We start from the raw sequence: 19,415 nt of genomic DNA on the forward strand, positions 1-19,415 counted from the left end.
GAAATGTCTATGAGTCTGCCGCTTTTTCCGCTGAACACGGTGCTGTTTCCCGGCTGCAATCTGGATCTGCAGATCTTCGAAGCACGCTACCTGGACATGATCGGCCGCTGCATGAAACAGGGCGGCGGGTTCGGCGTGGTGTGCATCCTGGAAGGCAGCGAAGTCGGCGTCGCGCCGGAAGGTTTCGCCATGGTCGGCTGCGAAGCGCGCATCACCGATTTCCAGCAGCAGGACAACGGACTGCTGGGCATCCGGGTGCAGGGCGGGCGGCGCTTCATCGTGCAGAGCACCGACGTGCAGCGCGATCAATTGATCATGGCCGAGGTCGAGTGGCTGGACGAAGAACCCGAGCAACCGCTGCAGGATGAAGACGCCGATCTGGTGGCGCTGCTCAAGGCTCTCGCCGAGCACCCGATGGTCGAGGCGTTGAACATGGGCATCGAAGCGGCGGGGCAGCAATCACTGGCCAATCAGTTGGCGTATCTGCTGCCGTTCGCCGAGGAAGACAAGATCGATTTGCTGCAACTCGACGACCCGCAGCAGCGACTGGATGCGATCCAGGCGCTGCTCGATGAATTGCAGGGCGAGTTGTTCGCTTAAGACTCGACCCGGTTATACGGGCCAGACGATGTCATTGGCGAACCAGTCCCGGCCACCTGGAAATGCAAGAATCGGCTTGCCGGCCCTGGCCACCGCATCGATCAAAGCGTCGTATTCATGTTGATTGGAAATGCCGCTGTGGGTCCGCGCCTCGATGTCATTGCCGATGTAGCTGGTTTGGGCTTGAGCGGCGACATCGTCGACCTTGGCGGCACGCGTGAAGGTCGAGTCGAGCAGCCACAGACGCTCTGATTCGATACCTCGCTTGGACGTTGAAATCAGGGCTTCGAGTTCGTCATCTGGAAACCAGGCATTCTTTTCCCGTGCCGCCAGATTGAGCAAATGGTTCTCTTCGTTGAGGACCACCTCCATCCTTCGGGTATCGATGACGTAAGAGAAGATGAACTGCTGATCGTGGCGGATCGTCTCGTAATTGCGTTCGGTGTCCAGTTCTACGTCCGATGCATCGGACCAGTCGTTGTCGGAGTTCCCTGACTCGTTGTCCGATTCACCCGGTTTTTTGCCGGGATATTTGTTTCTCTGGCTGTTGTAGCGCAGGTACTGCGGATCGGGAGCCTCGGTGCCCCTGGCGCCATATCTCTTGACCAGCTGATGGCTGACCGTGGCACTGATCGGTTTTTCGGTCGTGGCGCCGCGCGGGTGTTTCAGGCGAGGCAGCATGCGTCCGTCGTTGTAGAACTCGAAAGGCGTGCGTTCATCGGCCCTGAACAGACCCGGAATATCCGTGCGATACAGGCAGTCGCTGCTGTTGCGCAGGTAACCGAGTCGGGTCAGAAAGGCGTCGAGAAATTCCCGGGTGACGCTTTTGTCGAAGTCGATCAGGTCGCTGCGCAGTGTTCCGTTCCGCACGGGCAGTAGCAGCGGTTCGATTTCTTCATACAGTTGATCGAAGCGGGTCGGATCGTTCTCGTCCCGAGAGCGTAAGTGATGCTGCTCGGCCCACTCCGGCATCACCCGGGGATCGGCGGTCAGATCACTGTGCAACCGGATGTGTTGTCGTGGCGACAGGTTATAGGCGCGCAAAAACTCGACGCGCTGGCCGAGCGTCATCAGTGGATGCATCGTGAGCAACGAGTCGTTCAGCAGTCGGGTGGTGGCTTCATGCGCCGACAAAGGAGAGGTCTGCGCTTGTTTGGCTGGCTCCGGCGTATCAACGTCACTGACCTGGGAATGGGGGCGTTTCGAGGGGGTATGTGAGGCCGGGCTCCAGGTCGATTCACCGGTATTTCTGTAGAGCGCCGGCCCGGGAGACAGCTTTTTGTACAGATCCATGGCCCGAAAGGTGCCCAGGTTCGCATCGAATTCCACATACACCGTGCCGCTGTCTTTCACATCGACGAACGCGCGTCCGACGATGTAGCGCAGACCCTCCTCGTTGGGCGGTTGCAGGTTGCGCAGCAATCCGGGGTTCAAACGGTAACTGTCCAGTCCGGTCGCCGTTTCACGGGAGGCGACCGGCAGGTCAGACACTTCGATTTTCGGTGTGTCCGCGAGGGGCGGGGTGTGTCCCGGGTTTCGCGGATGCGCGGCTGTCAGGTCTGGCAACGAATGCGGTAGCTGTGGGTCTGGCGCTTGCGGTCGCAATCGTGGGAGTTCAGCAAGCGAGTCGGCGGGCGTATTACCCTTGGAAAAGCCTGGCGGTGAGGGTGGTTTTGGTCGCATGGTGTCATTCCTTGACGATGATCAGGTGCTCGACAGGTATCGAGCGGGTCGGAGCGGTTTCGCTGCTCCAGACGTTGGTGGCAACGTTGTATGAAATCTTGCCGGCAGCGGTTTCGCTCAGGCGAATGTGGTGAACGGACACTTCGTCGGACTCAAGCTCTTCACGCCGTTGATGCTCACGAATGTCCTGGGCGATGGCCTGAACCGATGGGTAGGCTCGGGCATTGATGGCGCACAGACCGATCACCTCGAACAGTGCATTGATCCGATAACGGTTTCCCGAGGAGACCACGACTTCGATGGTTTCCAGTGGCGTCAGCGGATCGTTGCTGTCCGGCAGTTGAATCCGGATGCTGCCGATTCTGAGCAGGTTGTCCTTGATGGAAAGATCGCGGTGGCTGATCTGCTCTTGCAGATGTTGCGTGTGAATGAACCAGGTGGAAGAGCCCGAGACGTTGGCATCCGCTTCTGCGGTGGACAGCCGGATGGACGTGGCGCTGGCGGGAAACAGTTCATAGCTCGACGATCGTCCCTCCAGCCAATAGGTCGTATTGTGCTCGGCTGCCTGAAAGTCTACCCGCTGCGAGGTTGCCTTCAGCGTGCGCTTCTCGACAGAGGGCCTGACGAAAATATACCGGCCGGCTCGCTCGCGCAGCGAGGTGCGGCTTTGCACTACGGTATAACCCGGGTTCCTTGCGTCGTTTAGATACGTGGGATGCGGAAAGTCGAGGTGATAGGAAATCCCGTCTCGCATGACCAGCGTCATCGGGTGAATCATCTGCCAGCCGGAGGCCAGGATTCCGGCTCCCATGTCGCGTTTCTTGCCCGGATTTTCTCTTGCAGCACCGTGCAACGAAAGCAAGCCACCACCCTGGTGGAATGTGATGGTGTAGTGAATGTCCGAGTAGCTGAGCTGCGTGAATGCGTTTGGCCTTGTTTTTGTAACCGTATAAATCGCCCTGACTTCATCGATTTCCGTGCTGTCGCGGTCGACGTACAGAGTGCTTCGGGTCGGTGTTTCGTTCAGCGTTGCCCACAGGATCGAGTGATAGACCTGGCGCGAGACGAAGTAATACGAGTGCGGTTTGTTCGAGATTCTGCAAGGGCGATCATTGACCGGCACCGGCGAGGATTTCGTTGTGCCGACGGTCAGAACGGTCACTTTCACGGTCAGGTCGGCCAGGTCCGGGGTATCGGCAGGCCACGCCGGCAGCAAGTGGTAGCCGTCCTGTGTAATGAACGTCCATTTGTCGTTGCGCAAGGTGCGTTTGCCATCGACCGTCCGGTACACCGCCTCCAGCACCAGTTCCCGGCTTGGCGACCGGATGTCGTCGTCGCGCAGGGATTCAATGACCAGCGCGTCATTGCGCACGTACCAGCGCTGGATGGCTTCGAGTGTCACGCCCAGATAGACCTTGCTCGGTTCCTGACCATCCTCTTGGAGGGAAACCTTGAGACAGTTCGGGGCAATTTCATAGGTATCGCTACCGCTGCCGCCGTCGACCGTGCCTTGAAGACCGCTGACGGAGATGCGGTCATCGCCGGCGCCTGCGTCGACGCGGTCATCACCATTGGCGGCAATGGTGTCGGCGTGGTCGGAACCGGTCACGCGGTTGAGCGCGCCGGCCAGTGTCTCGACCTTTTCGATGGACTTGAAGGTTGAATGCAGCACCGGTTCAGCCGCTGGGTCTGCAGGACGCACCGCCAGCCTGCCGTTTTTCAGGTCGATGTCAAAACCGATATGGCGCGGCGGTTTGGCGACAGGGTCTTGGTTTTTGTGTTTGCCTTGCAGCCAGAGCAGATCGGTGCCGTCACCGCCGGACAGCTCACTGACGGTGGTCGGGTCTTCAGACAGCGCTTCGGATGCCGACTGAAACAGAAAGGAGTCATCCTTGTTGCCGCCGTCGAGGGTTTTACGGCCGCTGGCATAGCTGAAGAAATTCGGCTTGTCCTCAACGCCTTGCACCGTGTCATGGCCGCCGCCCAGGTTCCAGAAGACCCCTTTCGCCGGGTCGCTTTTGGTCCGCGCGATGACGGCGTCCGAGCCTGATACGCCCTTCCTCGCATCGCAGGTATCGTCCGTATCACTGATGACGGGGAGATTTTCGGTGATATAGGGTGTTTCTCCTTTGGCCTCATCCCATTGGAAGCGATAAAGACGAGTTGGCTGCAACGTGACCTCGTAACGGCCATTGACGATCGCATCGACACTTTCCTTGAATTCATTGTCGAGCCAGCCAAGGCTGCGGGTTTTCAAGGCTTTGGCATAATCGCTCGTGGTCTTGGCGACCAGGTAGCGCTCCATCAGAGCCTTGTCCTGGCTTTGTCCGGTGAACGCGAACCAGCCGGCACGCCAGCGTTCGTGCACGGTCAGCTCGATGTAATCGTCGATATCGTCGACCATGCGCGCGGCACCGTAGATTCGGGCACCGACAATCATGATCGCCGCCGCTGCAATCCCCACCGGGCCAGCAGCTTGAAAGCCCATCAGTGCTGCGCAGCCAAGGGCAATGGACAGGGCACCGCTGAACACGCTCAAGCCGCCGGTGACGTACAGATCCTGAGCTTCCTTGCCTTGGGCCTTGGCCGCATCGTTGAAGGATTTGATGGCGGTGTAGATATCGAAGGGCAGCGTCAGCACGCTGGCGATCAGGCCTGCGCCCCGGCTCAGCCATTTGCCCATGGCGGTCTTGCCGAATTGTTCGAGGGCCATGGAGCCCTGGCGGATCATCTGTTCGCCGGTCTTGTTCAGCGCGTATTCGAGGCCCAGTGAAGTGATCTCGGCGAGAGCGCCGCCCACATTGATCAGCACTTCTCCCATCTGACCTTTCTTGAGGCCGTCGATGGCGCCCATGTAGGCGCTGTACAAACCGTAGGCCTGCAGCCCGGCGCCCATACTGGTCATGCCGCGACTTTTGGCCTTGTCTACCCAGCCCGGCAGGTGTTCGGGCAGCGGGCTTCTGTGGATATCCAGCTGTTGAGTGGCGGTCAGCAGTTTGCCGATTTTCTGCATGGGGTGCTCAGTATCACTGGCGGATATTTCGCGCAGAAGCGGTGCTGCGTCGGGGGAGCGCAGAGTGGCGATTTCGTAGAGTAATTCCGGTACCCGTTGATGCTCCTGACCATCGACTGACTTGATCCGCTGCTCAACCTGGGCGGGATCGAATTGCAGCCCATCGATAAAGGCCTGATCGGGCTCGGGGAAGTACGTGTTGGCTGCTGTAATGGCCTCGCCGTTGACCCGGGCACCCAGCGCCTGAAGTGTCTGGCGGCTCACGGTCAGCTCGCCGAGTCGCATGGCCCCGAACAGTTTGTCCAGATCACTGAGGTCGGGAACTTTACCGGGCGTTGTATCGGTTTCGGCCGCTGTTGAATTTGATGGAGTGATAATGTCGGAAATTGTTATGGAGGCTGTAAGAATAGTTTCAGGATTGATGTTAAAGGGTTTGGCCAAAATCAATACTCTTTGATGAAGTGTCGGGTGACTTTGGCATGAAGGATGGTTGTGTTTGGTTGTTATTGTTTTGCTGATTGTATTGTTGTTTTTTGTATTGCCTTTGAAGTGGTCCGTCGGGTGTTTTTGATTTAGCGTTGAACCCGACTCGCAGGAAGCGGGTTTCATGAACAAGGAGAACAATGTGACAATTTATGAAGATGAATGGGCGTTCTGGGATGATATTGCCGGGAAGTATATTTTTAAACATGCAGGCGTTGATCTGAATACCGACATTGTCCTCAAGGCCGCCGGCTACTACGCGGATTCCATGGTGCTTGAACGCCGCAAACGCAGACGTGTGAAGAACGATCCGGCCCAGGCTGCTGGTAAATGAAATCCTGTCTGTTGTTCAGTCCGTTTTTAACAAGAAGAGAACCTTCACATGTCTGATGCCAATAATATTATCTTCACGGGGCAACTGTTCGCGGATGGACTTCCGCTGGTGCTCAATTATCAAGTCATGGAACAACGTTTGAAGCAGCCGCGGATCACCACGGGGCAGAGGTTGAATGCGGAGATTTCCCTGAATGACGAAATCAGTTCGCCAATCGTGACACTCGCGGATCATGATGATGCCGAGCCGCTGTTATTGGAGTTTGTTCCGGATTATCAGGGGCGATATGCCCTTAATGTCAAAACGGCCGGTCGTTACTTTAATTGGCAGCTGCGACTTGATCAAAGTACAAGGCATCTTCTGGCCGCGAAAAGTGGCGGTAGTTACTTTGAGCTGGAAACGTATGCCGGAAAGCTCAAGTCGTTTGGTGACCTGCCGTCCAATCCGGTTTCTGTGGCGCTGTTCAGCGTAGAGAAGAAGATGCGCCTGTTTCAGCATGAGACAAAGGAAGGGCTCACCTACTTCCTGGACAAGAATCCGAACGACACCGGGCACAATGCTTACAACCCTTCGTCGGTATCGTTCGTTTTGAGGAGCAATCCTTCGCTGCTGTCTGCCGTCGCCTAGTACGAATAGCGCAGCATGGTATGCGGCAAGTGTCGCAGCACGAAGAAACCGAACAGGGCGACCAGCGCCGGCAACACCAGCCACCAGACTCTCTGCGGCATGGCGCCGAGCGGCGATTGCCGTTGGCTGAGCCAGAGCCCGGCGGCGCACACGCACGCGGCGAGCATGGCGCCGGCCAGCACATCCGTCGGCCAGTGTGCGCCCAGATACACTCGCGACAGGGCAATCGCCAGTGCCGGAATACAGCCGACCAGCAACCAGGTCAGTCGCAACCTCGGCGGCTGCCCGCGTCCGGCCAGCACAGCCAGAGTCAGGAACAGCGCGAACGATCCGGACGCATGGCCGCTGGGCATGCTGTAACTGGTGAGCGGGTCTGTCAGTACTTCCGGGCGCACCCGGGCGAAAAACATCTTGGTGCCGGTGTTGGCCAAGGCCGTGACGAGCAGGGTGCCGCCCACGAAGATTGCGTGGCGCCACTGGCGGCACAGCAACAGCAGCGCAGTCAGCAGGGCGCTGAACAGCAGCATGTTGCGGAATTCACCGATCAGGGTGAAGACCACCGCCACCTCATCCAGCGCCGGGCGGCGATGTTCCTGCACCAGGGTCATGACGCCCTGATCGAGGGCAGTCAGATACGGGTAACCGATGAACAGGCCGATCAGGATCAACAGGCTCATGCTGCTGATCCAGATCGTCGCCCGCCGATGGCGGCGCAGGCTGCTGTTGGCGCTCAGGCCGACCATCACCGCAATGCTGCCGGCGACGATTCCGGCCTGCAGCCAGAAACCTTCCGGCAACGGCAGGCGAATCGCCGCCCCGGTGGCCCAGCCCGGCAGCAGGTAGGCGAGGCTCCAGCCGGCCGCTGCCAGCAGACTCACGGCCGCGAAGCGCGGGAAGGGCATGTCGCACATCCCGGCGACCATCGGCAGCATCGGCCGCAGCGGGCCGATGAAACGTCCGACCAGCAGGCTGGCGATGCCGTACCGTTGGAAGTAGGTTTCCGCGCCGGCCATCCATTCCGGGTGATGGCGCAGACCCGGCAGGCGCCGGATATTCTGGTGGAAGTGGCGACCGAGGAAATAAGAAATCACATCGCCGAGAATCCCGCCGAGGAAACCCAGCAACAGGGTTTCGCTCAACGACAGCGCTCCGCTGCCGGCCAGCACCGCCACGGCAAACAGCAGCACCGTGCCGGGCACGATCAACCCGGCAATCGCCAGGCATTCCACGCAGGCCACGACAAACACAGCAGCGGCCAGCCACTGCGGATTGGCGGCCAGCCACCCGGTCACGCTATCGAGCCATGGGCCCATACAAACCACTCCATTTCATTGATGTCCCTGATCGGCGAGCCGAAGGGTGTGCATTCACAGCAAAAAATAATCGCGACCTTCGACCTGACCTCGACGCAGCGGGTTCCGCGTGCACCACTGGGCATAGGCGGCATCGACGAAGCGATACATCAAGTGTTCGTCACGGCCATGGGGAATGCCCAGTCGGGTGGTCTGAATGACGTGGGTCGGAGCCGGTCCGGTATCTTCCACCAGCAGGATTTCATGGTCGAAGCGCTTGGCATCCCACACCGGCACTTTCAGTCCCAGCGCCTTGCACAACAGCGTCTGCCCGGCACAGAGTTTCTGCGACGGACGCGGTCGCCCCTGGGCGTCGGGGTTGTTCAACAGCATCTGCGCCAGGCTGGCCGGGCCACTGATCTCGTCGACCCACGGATAGGCCGATTTGATCAGCACTGCATTGCCCGGACCCTGCGCGCTGAAGTTCAGCGAATCGCCGCCACGGGCGTAGTACATATAGATGTGGCCGCCGTCCAGAAACAAAGCCTTACGCTTTTCTGTGTAGCCGAGGGACGCGTGGCTGCCTTTTTCTTCGCAGTAATACGCTTCGGTTTCGATGATTCGGGCGCTGAGCCACAAATCGCCGACGCGGTGGCGGATGACTTTGCCGAGCAGATCGCGGGCCAGTGTCTGGGCGTCACGGTCGAAAAAAGCGTCCGCAAGGCCGACAGGCTGGCGCGCGGAGGTGGCGCGAACGGTCAGGTTGGACATGGCAAACAATGTTTATCCAGGCGAAGGAGGTCGTGATGATAACAATTCACGGCTTAATCCCGGCTGAACGTCGGCAAATCGCCGTCCATTTCGACCATCCGCCCGTCACCGCTGTTAGTCCCGGGACGCGACAGCTATAATCTGCCGCTTTCCTCTTTGCCAAGACCCCAGCAGACCATGACTGAGTCCGTTCTTGACTACATGACCCGATTGGGTCGCGCCGCCCGCGAAGCTTCCCGCGTCATCGGCCGTGCCAGCACCGCGCAGAAAAACCGCGCCCTGCTGGCTGCCGCCAATGCCCTGGACGCCGCCCGCGCCGAGCTTGCGGCAGCCAATGAACAGGATCTGGCGGCCGGTCGCGCCAACGGTCTGGAGCCGGCGCTGCTGGAACGTCTGGAACTGACCCCGGCGCGCATCGACGGCATGATCGTCGGTCTGCGTCAGGTCGCAGCGCTGCCGGATCCGGTCGGTGCGATCCGCGACATGAGCTTCCGTCCGTCGGGCATTCAGGTCGGCAAGATGCGCGTACCGCTGGGCGTGATCGGGATCATCTACGAATCCCGTCCCAACGTGACCATCGATGCCGCGAGCCTGTGCCTGAAGTCCGGCAACGCGACCATCCTGCGCGGCGGTTCCGAAGCGATTCATTCCAACCGCGCGATTGCCGCCTGCATCCAGCGCGGTCTGGCTGAAGCCGAACTGCCGGCTGCCGTGGTGCAAGTGGTGGAAACCACCGACCGCGCCGCCGTCGGCGCGCTGATCACCATGCCTGAATACGTCGACGTGATCGTGCCGCGCGGTGGCCGTGGCCTGATCGAGCGCATCAGCCGTGACGCCCGGGTGCCGGTGATCAAGCATCTTGACGGCATCTGCCACGTCTATGTCAGCGAACACGCCGACCTGCCGAAAGCCCAGCGCATCGCCTTCAATGCCAAGACCTACCGCTATGGCATCTGCGGTGCGATGGAGACCTTGCTGGTCGATCAAAGTGTTGCGAAGGATTTCCTGCCGTCGATGGCGAAGCAGTTCCGCGAAAAAGGCGTCGAGCTGCGCGGTTGCGAACGCACCCGGGCGATCATCGAGGCCGTAGCGGCAACGGAGGAAGACTGGAGCACCGAGTACCTGGCGCCGATTCTGTCGATCCGCGTGGTGGATGGCCTGGATCAGGCCATCGAACACATCAACCATTTCGGCTCCCACCACACCGACTCGATCGTCAGCGAAAACCTCGCCGACACCCGTCAGTTCGTGGCTCAGGTCGACTCGGCGTCGGTGATGATCAACACCCCGACCTGCTTCGCCGATGGATTCGAATACGGATTGGGTGCCGAGATCGGCATTTCTACTGATAAGCTGCACGCCCGTGGCCCGGTGGGCCTGGAAGGACTGACCTGCGAGAAGTACATCGTGGTCGGTGATGGCCAGTTGCGCGGCCAGGCGACGGTCTGACTTGTCCGACCTCGACCTGAAAGCGCCGAAACCCGGCAAGAGGTCCCGTCCCCGGCGCATTGGCGTCCTGGGTGGGACGTTCGATCCGGTGCATATCGGCCATTTGCGTGGCGCGCTGGAAGTTGCCGAAGCGCTGGGGCTTGATGAGCTGCGCATGATGCCCAGCGCCCGGCCGCCGCACCGCGATACGCCGCAGGTGTCTGCGCAGGACCGGCTGGCAATGGTTGAATGTGCGGTGGCCGGTGTGCCGCCGCTGGTGGTGGACGCCCGCGAATTGCAGCGGGACAAACCGTCCTGGACCATCGATACCCTGGAGTCGCTGCGTGCCGAAATGGCCGCCGAGACCCAGGTTTTTCTGCTTCTGGGCTGGGACGCATTTTGCGGCCTGCCCACTTGGCACCGCTGGGAAGAGTTGCTCCAGCATTGCCACATCCTGGTGCTACAGCGCCCGGACGCCGACAGCGAACCGCCGGATGCCTTGCGCAACCTGCTGGCAGCGCGTTCGGTGAGCGACCCGCTGGCCCTGAAGGGGCCGAGCGGACAGATTGCATTCGTCTGGCAGACACCGCTCGCGGTTTCCGCCACCCAGATCCGTCAACTGCTGGCCAGCGGTAAGTCGGTACGTTTCCTGGTGCCCGACGCGGTCCTGGCCTACATCGATGCGCACGGTCTGTACCGTGCGTCGAACTGAACAAGGCGTGCTTCACTGACACGAATCCACGTGTCGCCAAGCCGCCGAAAATATGAGCAAAACGAGTTTTATATGACTGACAAAGACCAAACCAAAGTAAAGCGCAAAGGCACATTCAAGAGCGCCCCGCTGCCAGAACCGGTCAACACCAACGAACCGCTGAAGGGCGACGAGCTGGTCAAGGTAGCCGTTGCAGCCCTGGAAGACGTCAAGGCCCAGGACATCCAGATCATTGATGTGCGCGACAAGCAGAGCATCACCGACTACATGATCATCGCCACCGGTACTTCCAACCGCCAGATCAACGCGATGCTGGACAAGGTTCGCGAAGAGGTCAAAAAGAACGGCGCCAAGCCGCTGGGTGAAGAAGGCAAGGGCGACAGCGACTGGGTGCTGCTGGACCTGGACCTGGTGATCGTGCACATGATGACCGCCTCCGCGCGTCAGTTCTACGACCTGGAGCGCCTGTGGGCCGGTGCCGAGCAAAGCCGTGCGGCGGACGCCAAGCACCACAGCCCGGAAAACACCCACGAGCACTTCACCAAGCTCAACAAAGACCAGCTGTAAGGGATTGCTGTGCGACTGCGACTGATCGCCGTCGGTTCACGCATGCCCAAGTGGGTGGAAGAAGGCTGGCATGAATATGCCAAGCGTCTTCCGTCCGAACTGGCGCTGGAACTGGTGGAAATTCCGCTCAATACCCGTGGCAAGAACGCCGACGTGGCCCGCTTCATCCGTCAGGAAGGCGAAGCCATGCTGGCCAAGGTCGGGCCGAACGAGCGGATCGTCACCCTCGAAGTTCATGGCAAGCCGTGGAGCACCGAGCAACTGGCGGTGGAACTCGATCGCTGGCGCCTGGACTCGCGCACGGTCAATTTCATGGTCGGTGGTCCGGAAGGGCTGGCGCCGGAAGTCTGTGCCCGCGCGGATCAGCGCTGGTCGTTGTCGCCGCTGACGCTGCCGCACCCACTGGTGCGCATCCTCATCGGCGAGCAGTTGTATCGTGCCTGGACGGTGCTGTCCGGCCACCCTTACCACAAGTAATCCGCCCTCATGTCTCAGCCGATCCGCATCAAGGACCACGAAAAAGACGCCCGTCTGGTGCGTGGTCGCGTCGTGTTCGGTGCAATTGCGGTGGTGGCGCTGATCTGCGTGCTGATTGCGCGGCTGTATTACCTGCAGGTGATTCAGTACGAATATCACTCGACCCTGTCGGAAAACAATCGGGTGCATGTCCAGCCGATCCCGCCGACCCGTGGCCTGATTTTCGACCGCAACGGTGTGGTGGTGGCGGACAACCGTCCGAGCTTCAGCCTGAGCATGACCCGCGAGCGCTCCGGCGACTGGCAGCAGGTGCTCGACGTGATCGTCGAGGTCTTGCAGCTGACGCCGGAAGACCGGGTGATCTTCGAGAAACGCATGCGTCAGGGTCGCCGGCCGTTCGAACCGGTGCCGATCCTGTTCGAGCTGAGCGAAGAGCAGATCGCCCGGATCGCGGTGAACCAGTTCCGTCTGCCGGGCGTCGAGGTGGTCGCGCAACTGGTGCGTCATTACCCGCAGGGCGCGCATTTCGCGCACTCGGTGGGTTACATGGGGCGGATCAACGAGAAAGAGCTGAAGACCCTCGATCCGGTCAATTACAGCGGTACCCACCACATCGGCAAGACCGGCATCGAGCGCTTCTATGAAGCCGAGCTGCACGGTCAGGTGGGTTACGAAGAGGTCGAGACCAACGCCCGTGGCCGCGTCCTGCGCGTGCTCAAGCGTACCGATCCGGTGCCTGGCAAGGACATTGTCCTGAGCCTCGACATCAAGTTGCAGGAAGCTGCCGAGGCTGCGCTGGGCGGTCGGCGTGGCGCGGTGGTGGCGCTCGATCCGAAAACCGGCGAAGTGCTGGCGATGGTCAGCCAGCCGAGCTTCGACCCGAACCTGTTCGTCACCGGCATCAGCTTCAAGGCCTACGCCGAGCTGCGCGATTCGATCGACCGGCCGCTGTTCAACCGCGTGCTGCGCGGCCTTTACCCGCCCGGTTCGACGATCAAGCCGGCGGTGGCGATTGCCGGTCTCGATGCGGGTGTGGTGACGGCGTCGAGCCGGGTGTTCGACCCCGGTTACTACATGCTGCCCAACTACGATCACAAGTACCGCAACTGGAACCGTACCGGCGACGGCTTCGTCGACCTCGACACGGCGATCATGCGGTCCAACGACACCTACTTCTATGACCTGGCACACAAGCTGGGCATCGACCGGTTGTCGGCCTACATGAACAAGTTCGGCATCGGCCAGAAGGTCTCGCTGGATATGTTCGAAGAATCTCCCGGCCTGATGCCGTCCCGCGAGTGGAAACGCGCGACCCGGCGTCAGGCGTGGTTCCCCGGCGAAACCCTGATTCTCGGGATCGGCCAGGGCTACATGCAATCGACCCCGCTGCAACTGGCCCAGGCCACGGCGCTGGTGGCCAACAAGGGCGTGTGGAACCGCCCGCACCTGGCCAAATCCCTCGAAGGCGTGAAACCGGTGGATGAGAATCCGATGCCGGACATCATCCTGCGCGATCCGTCGGACTGGACCAAGGTCAACCATGGCATGCAACAGGTGATGCACGGCGCACGGGGTACGGCGCGTAAAGCGGCCATCGGCGCGCAATACCGGATCGCCGGCAAGTCGGGTACGGCGCAGGTCGTGGCGATCAAGCAAGGTGAAAAGTACGACCGCTCCAAGGTTCAGGAACGCCACCGCGACCACGCCTTGTTCGTCGGTTTCGCGCCGGCGGATGACCCGAAAATCGTGGTGTCGGTGATGGTCGAGAACGGTGAGTCAGGTTCCGGCGTCGCTGCACCGGTGGTGCGGCAGGTCATGGATGCCTGGCTGCTGGATCAGGACGGACGGTTGAAGGCCGAATACGCCAGCCCTATCAGTGCGGAGGCTACGGCCCGTGATGAATAATTTCGATCGCATGCTCTCCAGCGAGGATGTGATGCGTCGCCGGGCGACGCTGTTGCAACGTTTGCATATCGACGGTCCGTTGCTGGTGCTGCTGCTGATTCTCGCGGCCGGCAGCTTGTTCGTGCTGTATTCGGCCAGCGGCAAGAGTTGGGATCTGCTGGCCAAACAGGCCACGTCGTTCGGCATCGGTCTGGTGTCGATGATTGTCATCGCCCAGTTCGAGCCAAGGTTCATGGCGCGCTGGGTGCCGCTCGGCTACGTGATCGGGGTGGTGCTGCTGCTGGTGGTGGACATCATGGGACACAACGCCATGGGTGCGACCCGCTGGATCAACATTCCCGGGGTGATCCGCTTCCAGCCCTCGGAATTCATGAAGATCCTGATGCCGGCGACCATCGCCTGGTACCTGTCCAAACGCACGCTGCCGCCGCAGCTCAAGCATGTCGGCATCAGTCTGCTGTTGATCGGCGTGCCGTTCGCCCTGATCGTGCGTCAGCCGGATCTCGGCACTTCGCTGCTGATTCTGGCCGGCGGCGCCTTCGTACTGTTCATGGGCGGGCTGCGCTGGCGCTGGATTCTCAGCGTGCTGGCGGCGGCGATTCCGGTATCGGTGGCGATGTGGTTCTTCATCATGCACGACTACCAGAAGCAGCGGATCCTGACGTTCCTCGACCCGGAAAGTGATCCACTCGGCACTGGCTGGAACATCATCCAGTCGAAAGCCGCCATCGGTTCCGGCGGCGTATTCGGCAAGGGCTGGCTGCTGGGCACCCAGTCGCACCTGGACTTCCTGCCGGAAAGCCACACCGACTTCATCATCGCCGTGCTCGGCGAAGAGTTCGGCCTGGTGGGTATCTGTGCGCTGTTGCTGATCTATCTGTTGCTGATCGGTCGCGGCCTGGTGATTACCGCCCAGGCGCAGACGCTGTTCGGCAAATTGCTGGCCGGCGCTCTGACCATGACGTTTTTTGTTTACGTTTTCGTCAACATCGGTATGGTCAGTGGCCTGCTGCCGGTGGTGGGGGTGCCGTTGCCGTTCATTAGCTATGGCGGAACTTCGCTGGTGACGCTGCTGTCAGCGTTTGGGGTTTTGATGTCGATCCATACCCATCGCAAGTGGATCGCACAGGTTTGAATAAGGTGAAGAGTTCAATGCAAGTAATGCGTGACTGGGCGACACGATACGCACCGTGGCTCGGCCTGGTAGGCATCCTTGGCAGCGCGCAGGAAGCGTTGGCCGGCGATTACGAAGGCTCGCCCCAGGTGGCCGAGTTCGTCGGTGAAATGACCCGCGACTACGGTTTTGCCGGCGAACAGCTGATGGCTGTGTTCCGCGAGGCCCAGCGCAAACAGGCGATTCTCGACGCCATTTCCAAACCGGCCGAACGGGTCAAGCAGTGGAAAGAATACCGGCCGATGTTCATCACCGACGCGCGCATCGCCCGCGGTGTGGACTTCTGGCGCCAGCATGAGGCGACCTTGGCCCGCGCCGAGCAGGAATACGGCGTTCCGGCCCAGGTGATCGTGTCGATCATCGGCGTTGAGACCTTTTTCGGACGTAATACCGGCAATTACCGGGTGATCGATGCCTTGTCCACGCTGGGTTTCGACTATCCTCCCCGTGCCGAATTTTTCCGCAAGGAGCTGCGTGAGTTCCTGCTGCTGGCGCGTGAAGAGCAGGTCGACCCGCTGACCCTCAAGGGTTCCTACGCCGGGGCGATGGGTCTGCCGCAGTTCATGCCGAGCAGTTTCCGCGCCTATGCGGTGGATTTCGACGGCGACGGCCACATCAATATCTGGAACAACCCGGATGATGCGATCGGTAGCGTCGCCAGCTATTTCAAGCGTCACGGCTGGGTCGCCGGCGAGCCGGTGGTCAGTCGCGCGGATGTACGCGGCGAGCAGGTGGATGAAGGCCTGACCACCGGCATCGAGCCGACGAAAACCGTCGGGGAGTTGCGAGCGCTGGGCTGGTCGAGTCATGATGCGCTGCGCGATGACATGCCGGTCACCGCATTCCGCCTGGAAGGCGACAATGGCCCGGAATACTGGATGGGCCTGAAGAATTTCTACGCGATCACGCGTTATAACCGCAGCGTGATGTACGCCATGGCCGTACATCAACTGTCTGAACAGCTGGTACAAGCACGGGGCGTCAAGTAATGCGGGCATTGCCTATCAATAAACCCCTGAAGCTGGTGGCTTTCGCTGCGTTGGCGGTGCTGGTCGCCAGTTGTTCGACCAGCCGTTCGCCGAGCCAGAAGCCGACCACCGCCGTTCGCTCGCAGCCGGGCCTGGACATCAACCGGGCCCACAAGGACGGCGCGCCGTGGTGGGATGTCGACGTATCGCGCATCCCGGATGCCACGCCGACCCTGCACACCGGCCCCTACAAGGCCAACCCGTACACCGTGCTGGGCAAGACCTACTTCCCGTTGCAGGAATCCAAGACGTACGTGGCTTCCGGCACCGCGTCCTGGTACGGCACCAAGTTCCACGGTCAGAACACCGCCAACGGCGAGGTCTACGACCTGTACGGCATGAGTGCCGCCCACAAGACATTACCGCTGCCGAGTTACGTTCGGGTGACCAACCTGGACAACAACAAGAGCGTGATCCTGCGGGTCAATGACCGCGGGCCGTTCTACTCGGACCGGATCATCGACCTGTCCTACGCCGCCGCCAAGAAGCTCGGTTATGCCGAAATCGGTACCGCGCGGGTCAAGGTCGAAGGCATCGACCCGCAGCAATGGTGGGCCGCCAAGGGCCGTCCGGCGCCTTTGATGCTCAACGAGCCGCAAGTCGCGCAGAATAGCGCCCCGGTGATCACGGCGTCGGCCGGTACCGTCGAGCAATGGACTCCGCCGCCGCAGCAGCACGCCGCGGCCGTCGTGCCAGTCCAGCTCGATGCAAAAAAAAACGCTTCTGCACCAGCGTCTGGCCAGTATCTGCAGGTGGGCGCGTTCGCCAACCCGGACGCTGCAGAACTCCTGAGGTCGAAGCTCAGCGGGATGGTGAGCGCTCCGGTGTTCATCAGCTCGATCGTGCGCAATCAGCAGACCCTGCACCGGGTTCGCCTGGGACCGATCGGTTCGCCGGGTGAAATTGCCCAGGTACAGAACAGCGTGCGCCTGGCCAACCTGGGTTCGCCAAGTGTGGTCACCGAGTAAACGTAGGACTTGATTGACGGTTCACCAGCGATTGGGGGGTGAACCAGGTTGTTGGCTCGTCGAAGAACAAAAGCCCGGCAAGGGTGACTGGAGTGAGCAACTGAACACGCGATGGCCCGTTAGAAAGCCATCTGATTAATTTTGCCCGCAAGGGCAGTTTCCATTAGCGATTTCGAGAGACGGATGAACATCACCACCTTTGCCAAACGCCTGTGTCTGCTAGTCCCGCTGCTCCTCTCGCCTGCCGCGTTCGCGGCCGAGATGATGCCGTCGCCACCACAACTGGCCGCCAAATCCTACGTGCTCATGGATGCCAACAGCGGCAACGTGCTGGTGGAGAACAACGGTGACCAGCGCCTGCCACCGGCCAGCCTGACCAAGCTGATGACTGCGTACATTGCCACGCTGGAAATCCGTCGCGGCCAGATCGGTGAAAACGACCCGGTGACCGTCAGCGAAAACGCCTGGCGCACCGGCGGTTCGCGGATGTTCATCAAGGTCGGCTCACAAGTCACTGTCAGCGACCTGCTGCACGGCATCATCATCCAGTCCGGCAACGACGCCAGCGTCGCGGTGGCTGAACACATCGCCGGCAGCGAAGATGCGTTCGCCGACCTGATGAACAAGACCGTCGCCGATCTGGGCATGACCAATACCCACTTCATGAACCCGACCGGTCTGCCGAACCCTGAGCACTACTCGTCGGCTCACGACATGGCGATCCTGGCTCGCGCGATCATCCACGAAGACCCGGCTCACTACGCGATCTACTCGCAGAAAGAGTTCTTCTGGAACGGCATCAAACAGCCTAACCGCAACCTGCTGCTGTGGCGCGACAAGACCGTCGACGGTCTGAAAACCGGTCACACCGACGAAGCCGGCTACTGCATGGTGTCCTCGGCCGTACGTGACGGCATGCGCCTGATCGCCGTGGTGTTCGGCACCAACAGCGAAGTGGCCCGTGCCGCCGAGACCCAGAAGCTGCTGACCTACGGTTTCCGCTTCTTTGAAACCCAGACCTTCTACCAGAAGGGCACTGAACTGGCTCAGGCCCCGGTGTGGAAAGGTACCACCAGTCAAGTCAAGGCCGGCCTGGCACAAGACCTGACCATGACCCTGCCGAAAGGCCAGCTGAAGAAGCTCGCTGCCAGCATGACCATGAACCCGCAACTGACCGCGCCAATCGCCAAGGGCGACGTGATCGGTAAAGTCGAAGTGAAACTGGACGACAAGGTGGTGCACAGCGCCGACCTGATCGCCCTGGACGCTGTCGAGGAGGGTGGTATCTTCCGCCGCATGTGGGATAGCATCCGTCTATTCTTCTACGGCTTGTTCAACTGATTCGAGTTGACCTGCATGGCCCCGTTCCGGTCCGGAGCGTGGCCTTGTTCGTTACCGGGCTTACGCTTACGAGGCCGTTACGCCATGACCGATACCGAAGTAAAGGCGCCAAAGATCGAATTTCCCCAGGTTGATTATCCGGTTAAGGTGATCAGCGATACGGGCGTCGGCAACAAAGACAGGATCATCGACATCGTCAAGAAACACGCCAAGATCAACGATGAGCGTGTCGACGAGCGTCAAAGCAGCAACGGCAAGTACACCACCATCCAGTTGCACATCGTCGCGACCGACCAGGATCAGCTGTACAACATCAACAGCGAACTGCGGGCCACCGGTTTCGTGCACATGGTGCTGTGATGCCGGGCACGCTGGGCTTTCGCGAGCTTGGCCAGATGGCTTACGAGCCGGTCTGGCAGGCCATGCAACGTTTTACCAACGAGCGTGGCACCACGGCCCCGGACGAAATCTGGCTGGTGGAACACCCGCCGGTGTTCACCCAGGGCCAGGCCGGCAAGGCCGAGCACCTGTTGCTGCCGGGGGATATTCCGGTGGTGCAGGTCGACCGCGGCGGTCAGGTGACCTACCATGGCCCAGGCCAGTTGGTAGCCTATCTGCTGCTGGATGTGCGCCGACTCGGTTTCGGCGTGCGCGATCTGGTCAGCCGCATGGAGCGCTGCCTGATCGAACTGCTGGCCAGCTACGGCGTGACCGCCGTGGCCAAGCCGGATGCTCCCGGCGTCTACGTCGACGGGGCGAAGATCGCTTCTCTGGGTTTGCGGATTCGCCATGGTTGTTCCTTTCATGGCTTGGCCCTGAACGTGGACATGAACCTGGAGCCGTTTCGACGGATTAATCCCTGCGGCTATGCCGGGCTGGCGATGACCCAGCTGAGCGAGCACGCAGGATCGATTGAATTTGCCGAGGTAAGTGCCCGGCTGCGCGCGCAGCTCGTCAAACACCTCGACTATGCTGAGCAGACGACCCTGACGGGCGGAATCGACTGATATGA

The 19,415-nt window shown here is 60.6% G+C and carries 18 protein-coding genes; 14 read left to right on the top strand and 4 right to left on the bottom strand.

Annotation, left to right across the window (positions count from 1 at the left end):
* Window positions 1–9 precede the first annotated feature (9 nt).
* The gene (locus AC07XZ_RS07190) at window positions 10–600 is read left to right on the top strand and encodes an LON peptidase substrate-binding domain-containing protein (RefSeq protein WP_085747646.1); all 591 of its coding nucleotides are present in this window, start codon (window positions 10–12) and stop codon (window positions 598–600) included.
* A 12-nt stretch (window positions 601–612) separates the two neighbouring features.
* On the opposite strand, the gene AC07XZ_RS07195 is transcribed toward AC07XZ_RS07190, so the two are convergent.
* Both AC07XZ_RS07195 and AC07XZ_RS07200 read right to left on the bottom strand, forming a co-directional pair.
* Window positions 613–2,091: a hypothetical protein gene (locus tag AC07XZ_RS07195; protein WP_256590511.1), complete on the bottom strand. Its 1,479-nt coding sequence runs from the start codon at window positions 2,089–2,091 to the stop codon at window positions 613–615.
* Between the two features lie 196 nt (window positions 2,092–2,287).
* Window positions 2,288–5,905, bottom strand: a complete 3,618-nt coding sequence (locus AC07XZ_RS07200; protein WP_256590510.1) for a calcium-binding protein — start codon at window positions 5,903–5,905, stop codon at window positions 2,288–2,290.
* On the opposite strand from AC07XZ_RS07200, the gene AC07XZ_RS07205 reads away from it, so the two are divergent.
* Together AC07XZ_RS07205 and AC07XZ_RS07210 are read left to right on the top strand one after the other, a co-directional pair.
* Window positions 5,904–6,113: a hypothetical protein gene (locus AC07XZ_RS07205; RefSeq protein WP_219733473.1), complete on the top strand. Its 210-nt coding sequence runs from the start codon at window positions 5,904–5,906 to the stop codon at window positions 6,111–6,113. The two genes, AC07XZ_RS07200 and AC07XZ_RS07205, sit on opposite strands and share 2 nt — an antisense overlap.
* A gap of 48 nt (window positions 6,114–6,161) precedes the next feature.
* Window positions 6,162–6,740 carry a hypothetical protein gene (locus tag AC07XZ_RS07210; RefSeq protein ID WP_102686368.1) on the top strand — a complete coding sequence of 193 codons (579 nt, stop codon included), beginning with the start codon at window positions 6,162–6,164 and terminating at the stop codon, window positions 6,738–6,740.
* Here the strand turns inward: AC07XZ_RS07210 and AC07XZ_RS07215 are convergent.
* Window positions 6,737–8,053, bottom strand: a complete 1,317-nt coding sequence (locus tag AC07XZ_RS07215; RefSeq protein WP_102686367.1) for a bifunctional DedA family/phosphatase PAP2 family protein — start codon at window positions 8,051–8,053, stop codon at window positions 6,737–6,739. The two genes, AC07XZ_RS07210 and AC07XZ_RS07215, sit on opposite strands and share 4 nt — an antisense overlap.
* A gap of 54 nt (window positions 8,054–8,107) precedes the next feature.
* Window positions 8,108–8,803, bottom strand: a complete 696-nt coding sequence (locus AC07XZ_RS07220) for a DNA-3-methyladenine glycosylase (RefSeq protein WP_007958648.1) — start codon at window positions 8,801–8,803, stop codon at window positions 8,108–8,110.
* Window positions 8,804–8,980: 177 nt separating this feature from the next.
* On the opposite strand from AC07XZ_RS07220, the gene AC07XZ_RS07225 reads away from it, so the two are divergent.
* The 11 genes from AC07XZ_RS07225 to lipB all read left to right on the top strand — a co-directional run bounded on the left by AC07XZ_RS07225 (window position 8,981) and on the right by lipB (window position 19,410).
* On the top strand, window positions 8,981–10,252 hold the full coding sequence (locus AC07XZ_RS07225; protein WP_007958650.1) for a glutamate-5-semialdehyde dehydrogenase: 1,272 nt from the start codon (window positions 8,981–8,983) through the stop codon (window positions 10,250–10,252).
* On the top strand, window positions 10,221–10,943 hold the full coding sequence (nadD, locus tag AC07XZ_RS07230) for a nicotinate-nucleotide adenylyltransferase (RefSeq protein WP_102686366.1): 723 nt from the start codon (window positions 10,221–10,223) through the stop codon (window positions 10,941–10,943). The genes AC07XZ_RS07225 and nadD overlap by 32 nt, the downstream gene beginning before the upstream one ends.
* 72 nt (window positions 10,944–11,015) lie before the next feature.
* Window positions 11,016–11,510: a ribosome silencing factor gene (gene rsfS / locus AC07XZ_RS07235; protein ID WP_007958654.1), complete on the top strand. Its 495-nt coding sequence runs from the start codon at window positions 11,016–11,018 to the stop codon at window positions 11,508–11,510.
* Between the two features lie 9 nt (window positions 11,511–11,519).
* Window positions 11,520–11,987: a 23S rRNA (pseudouridine(1915)-N(3))-methyltransferase RlmH gene (gene rlmH, locus AC07XZ_RS07240; RefSeq protein WP_003185785.1), complete on the top strand. Its 468-nt coding sequence runs from the start codon at window positions 11,520–11,522 to the stop codon at window positions 11,985–11,987.
* A gap of 9 nt (window positions 11,988–11,996) precedes the next feature.
* Entirely contained in the window at window positions 11,997–13,892 is a 1,896-nt protein-coding gene (mrdA, locus tag AC07XZ_RS07245) for a penicillin-binding protein 2 (protein ID WP_007958656.1), read from the top strand.
* Between the two features lie 31 nt (window positions 13,893–13,923).
* Window positions 13,924–15,027 carry a rod shape-determining protein RodA gene (gene rodA / locus AC07XZ_RS07250; protein ID WP_052026248.1) on the top strand — a complete coding sequence of 368 codons (1,104 nt, stop codon included), beginning with the start codon at window positions 13,924–13,926 and terminating at the stop codon, window positions 15,025–15,027.
* Between the two features lie 17 nt (window positions 15,028–15,044).
* The gene (mltB, locus tag AC07XZ_RS07255; protein WP_007958658.1) at window positions 15,045–16,055 is read left to right on the top strand and encodes a lytic murein transglycosylase B; all 1,011 of its coding nucleotides are present in this window, start codon (window positions 15,045–15,047) and stop codon (window positions 16,053–16,055) included.
* A complete protein-coding gene (locus tag AC07XZ_RS07260) occupies window positions 16,055–17,062 on the top strand; it encodes a septal ring lytic transglycosylase RlpA family protein (protein ID WP_011336096.1) in 1,008 nt (335 codons plus the stop codon). Before mltB ends, AC07XZ_RS07260 begins: the two co-directional genes overlap by 1 nt.
* 183 nt (window positions 17,063–17,245) lie before the next feature.
* Window positions 17,246–18,403: a D-alanyl-D-alanine carboxypeptidase family protein gene (locus AC07XZ_RS07265; protein WP_011336095.1), complete on the top strand. Its 1,158-nt coding sequence runs from the start codon at window positions 17,246–17,248 to the stop codon at window positions 18,401–18,403.
* An 84-nt stretch (window positions 18,404–18,487) separates the two neighbouring features.
* Window positions 18,488–18,763 (top strand): DUF493 domain-containing protein, encoded by a 276-nt coding sequence (locus tag AC07XZ_RS07270; protein WP_102686365.1) that lies wholly within the window; start codon window positions 18,488–18,490, stop codon window positions 18,761–18,763.
* Complete coding sequence (gene lipB / locus AC07XZ_RS07275) at window positions 18,763–19,410, top strand: lipoyl(octanoyl) transferase LipB (RefSeq protein WP_039771855.1); 648 nt, start codon at window positions 18,763–18,765, stop codon at window positions 19,408–19,410. The genes AC07XZ_RS07270 and lipB overlap by 1 nt, the downstream gene beginning before the upstream one ends.
* Window positions 19,411–19,415 lie beyond the last annotated feature (5 nt).

The organism is Pseudomonas sp. GW458-11-26-14-LB4 (assembly GCF_059423925.1).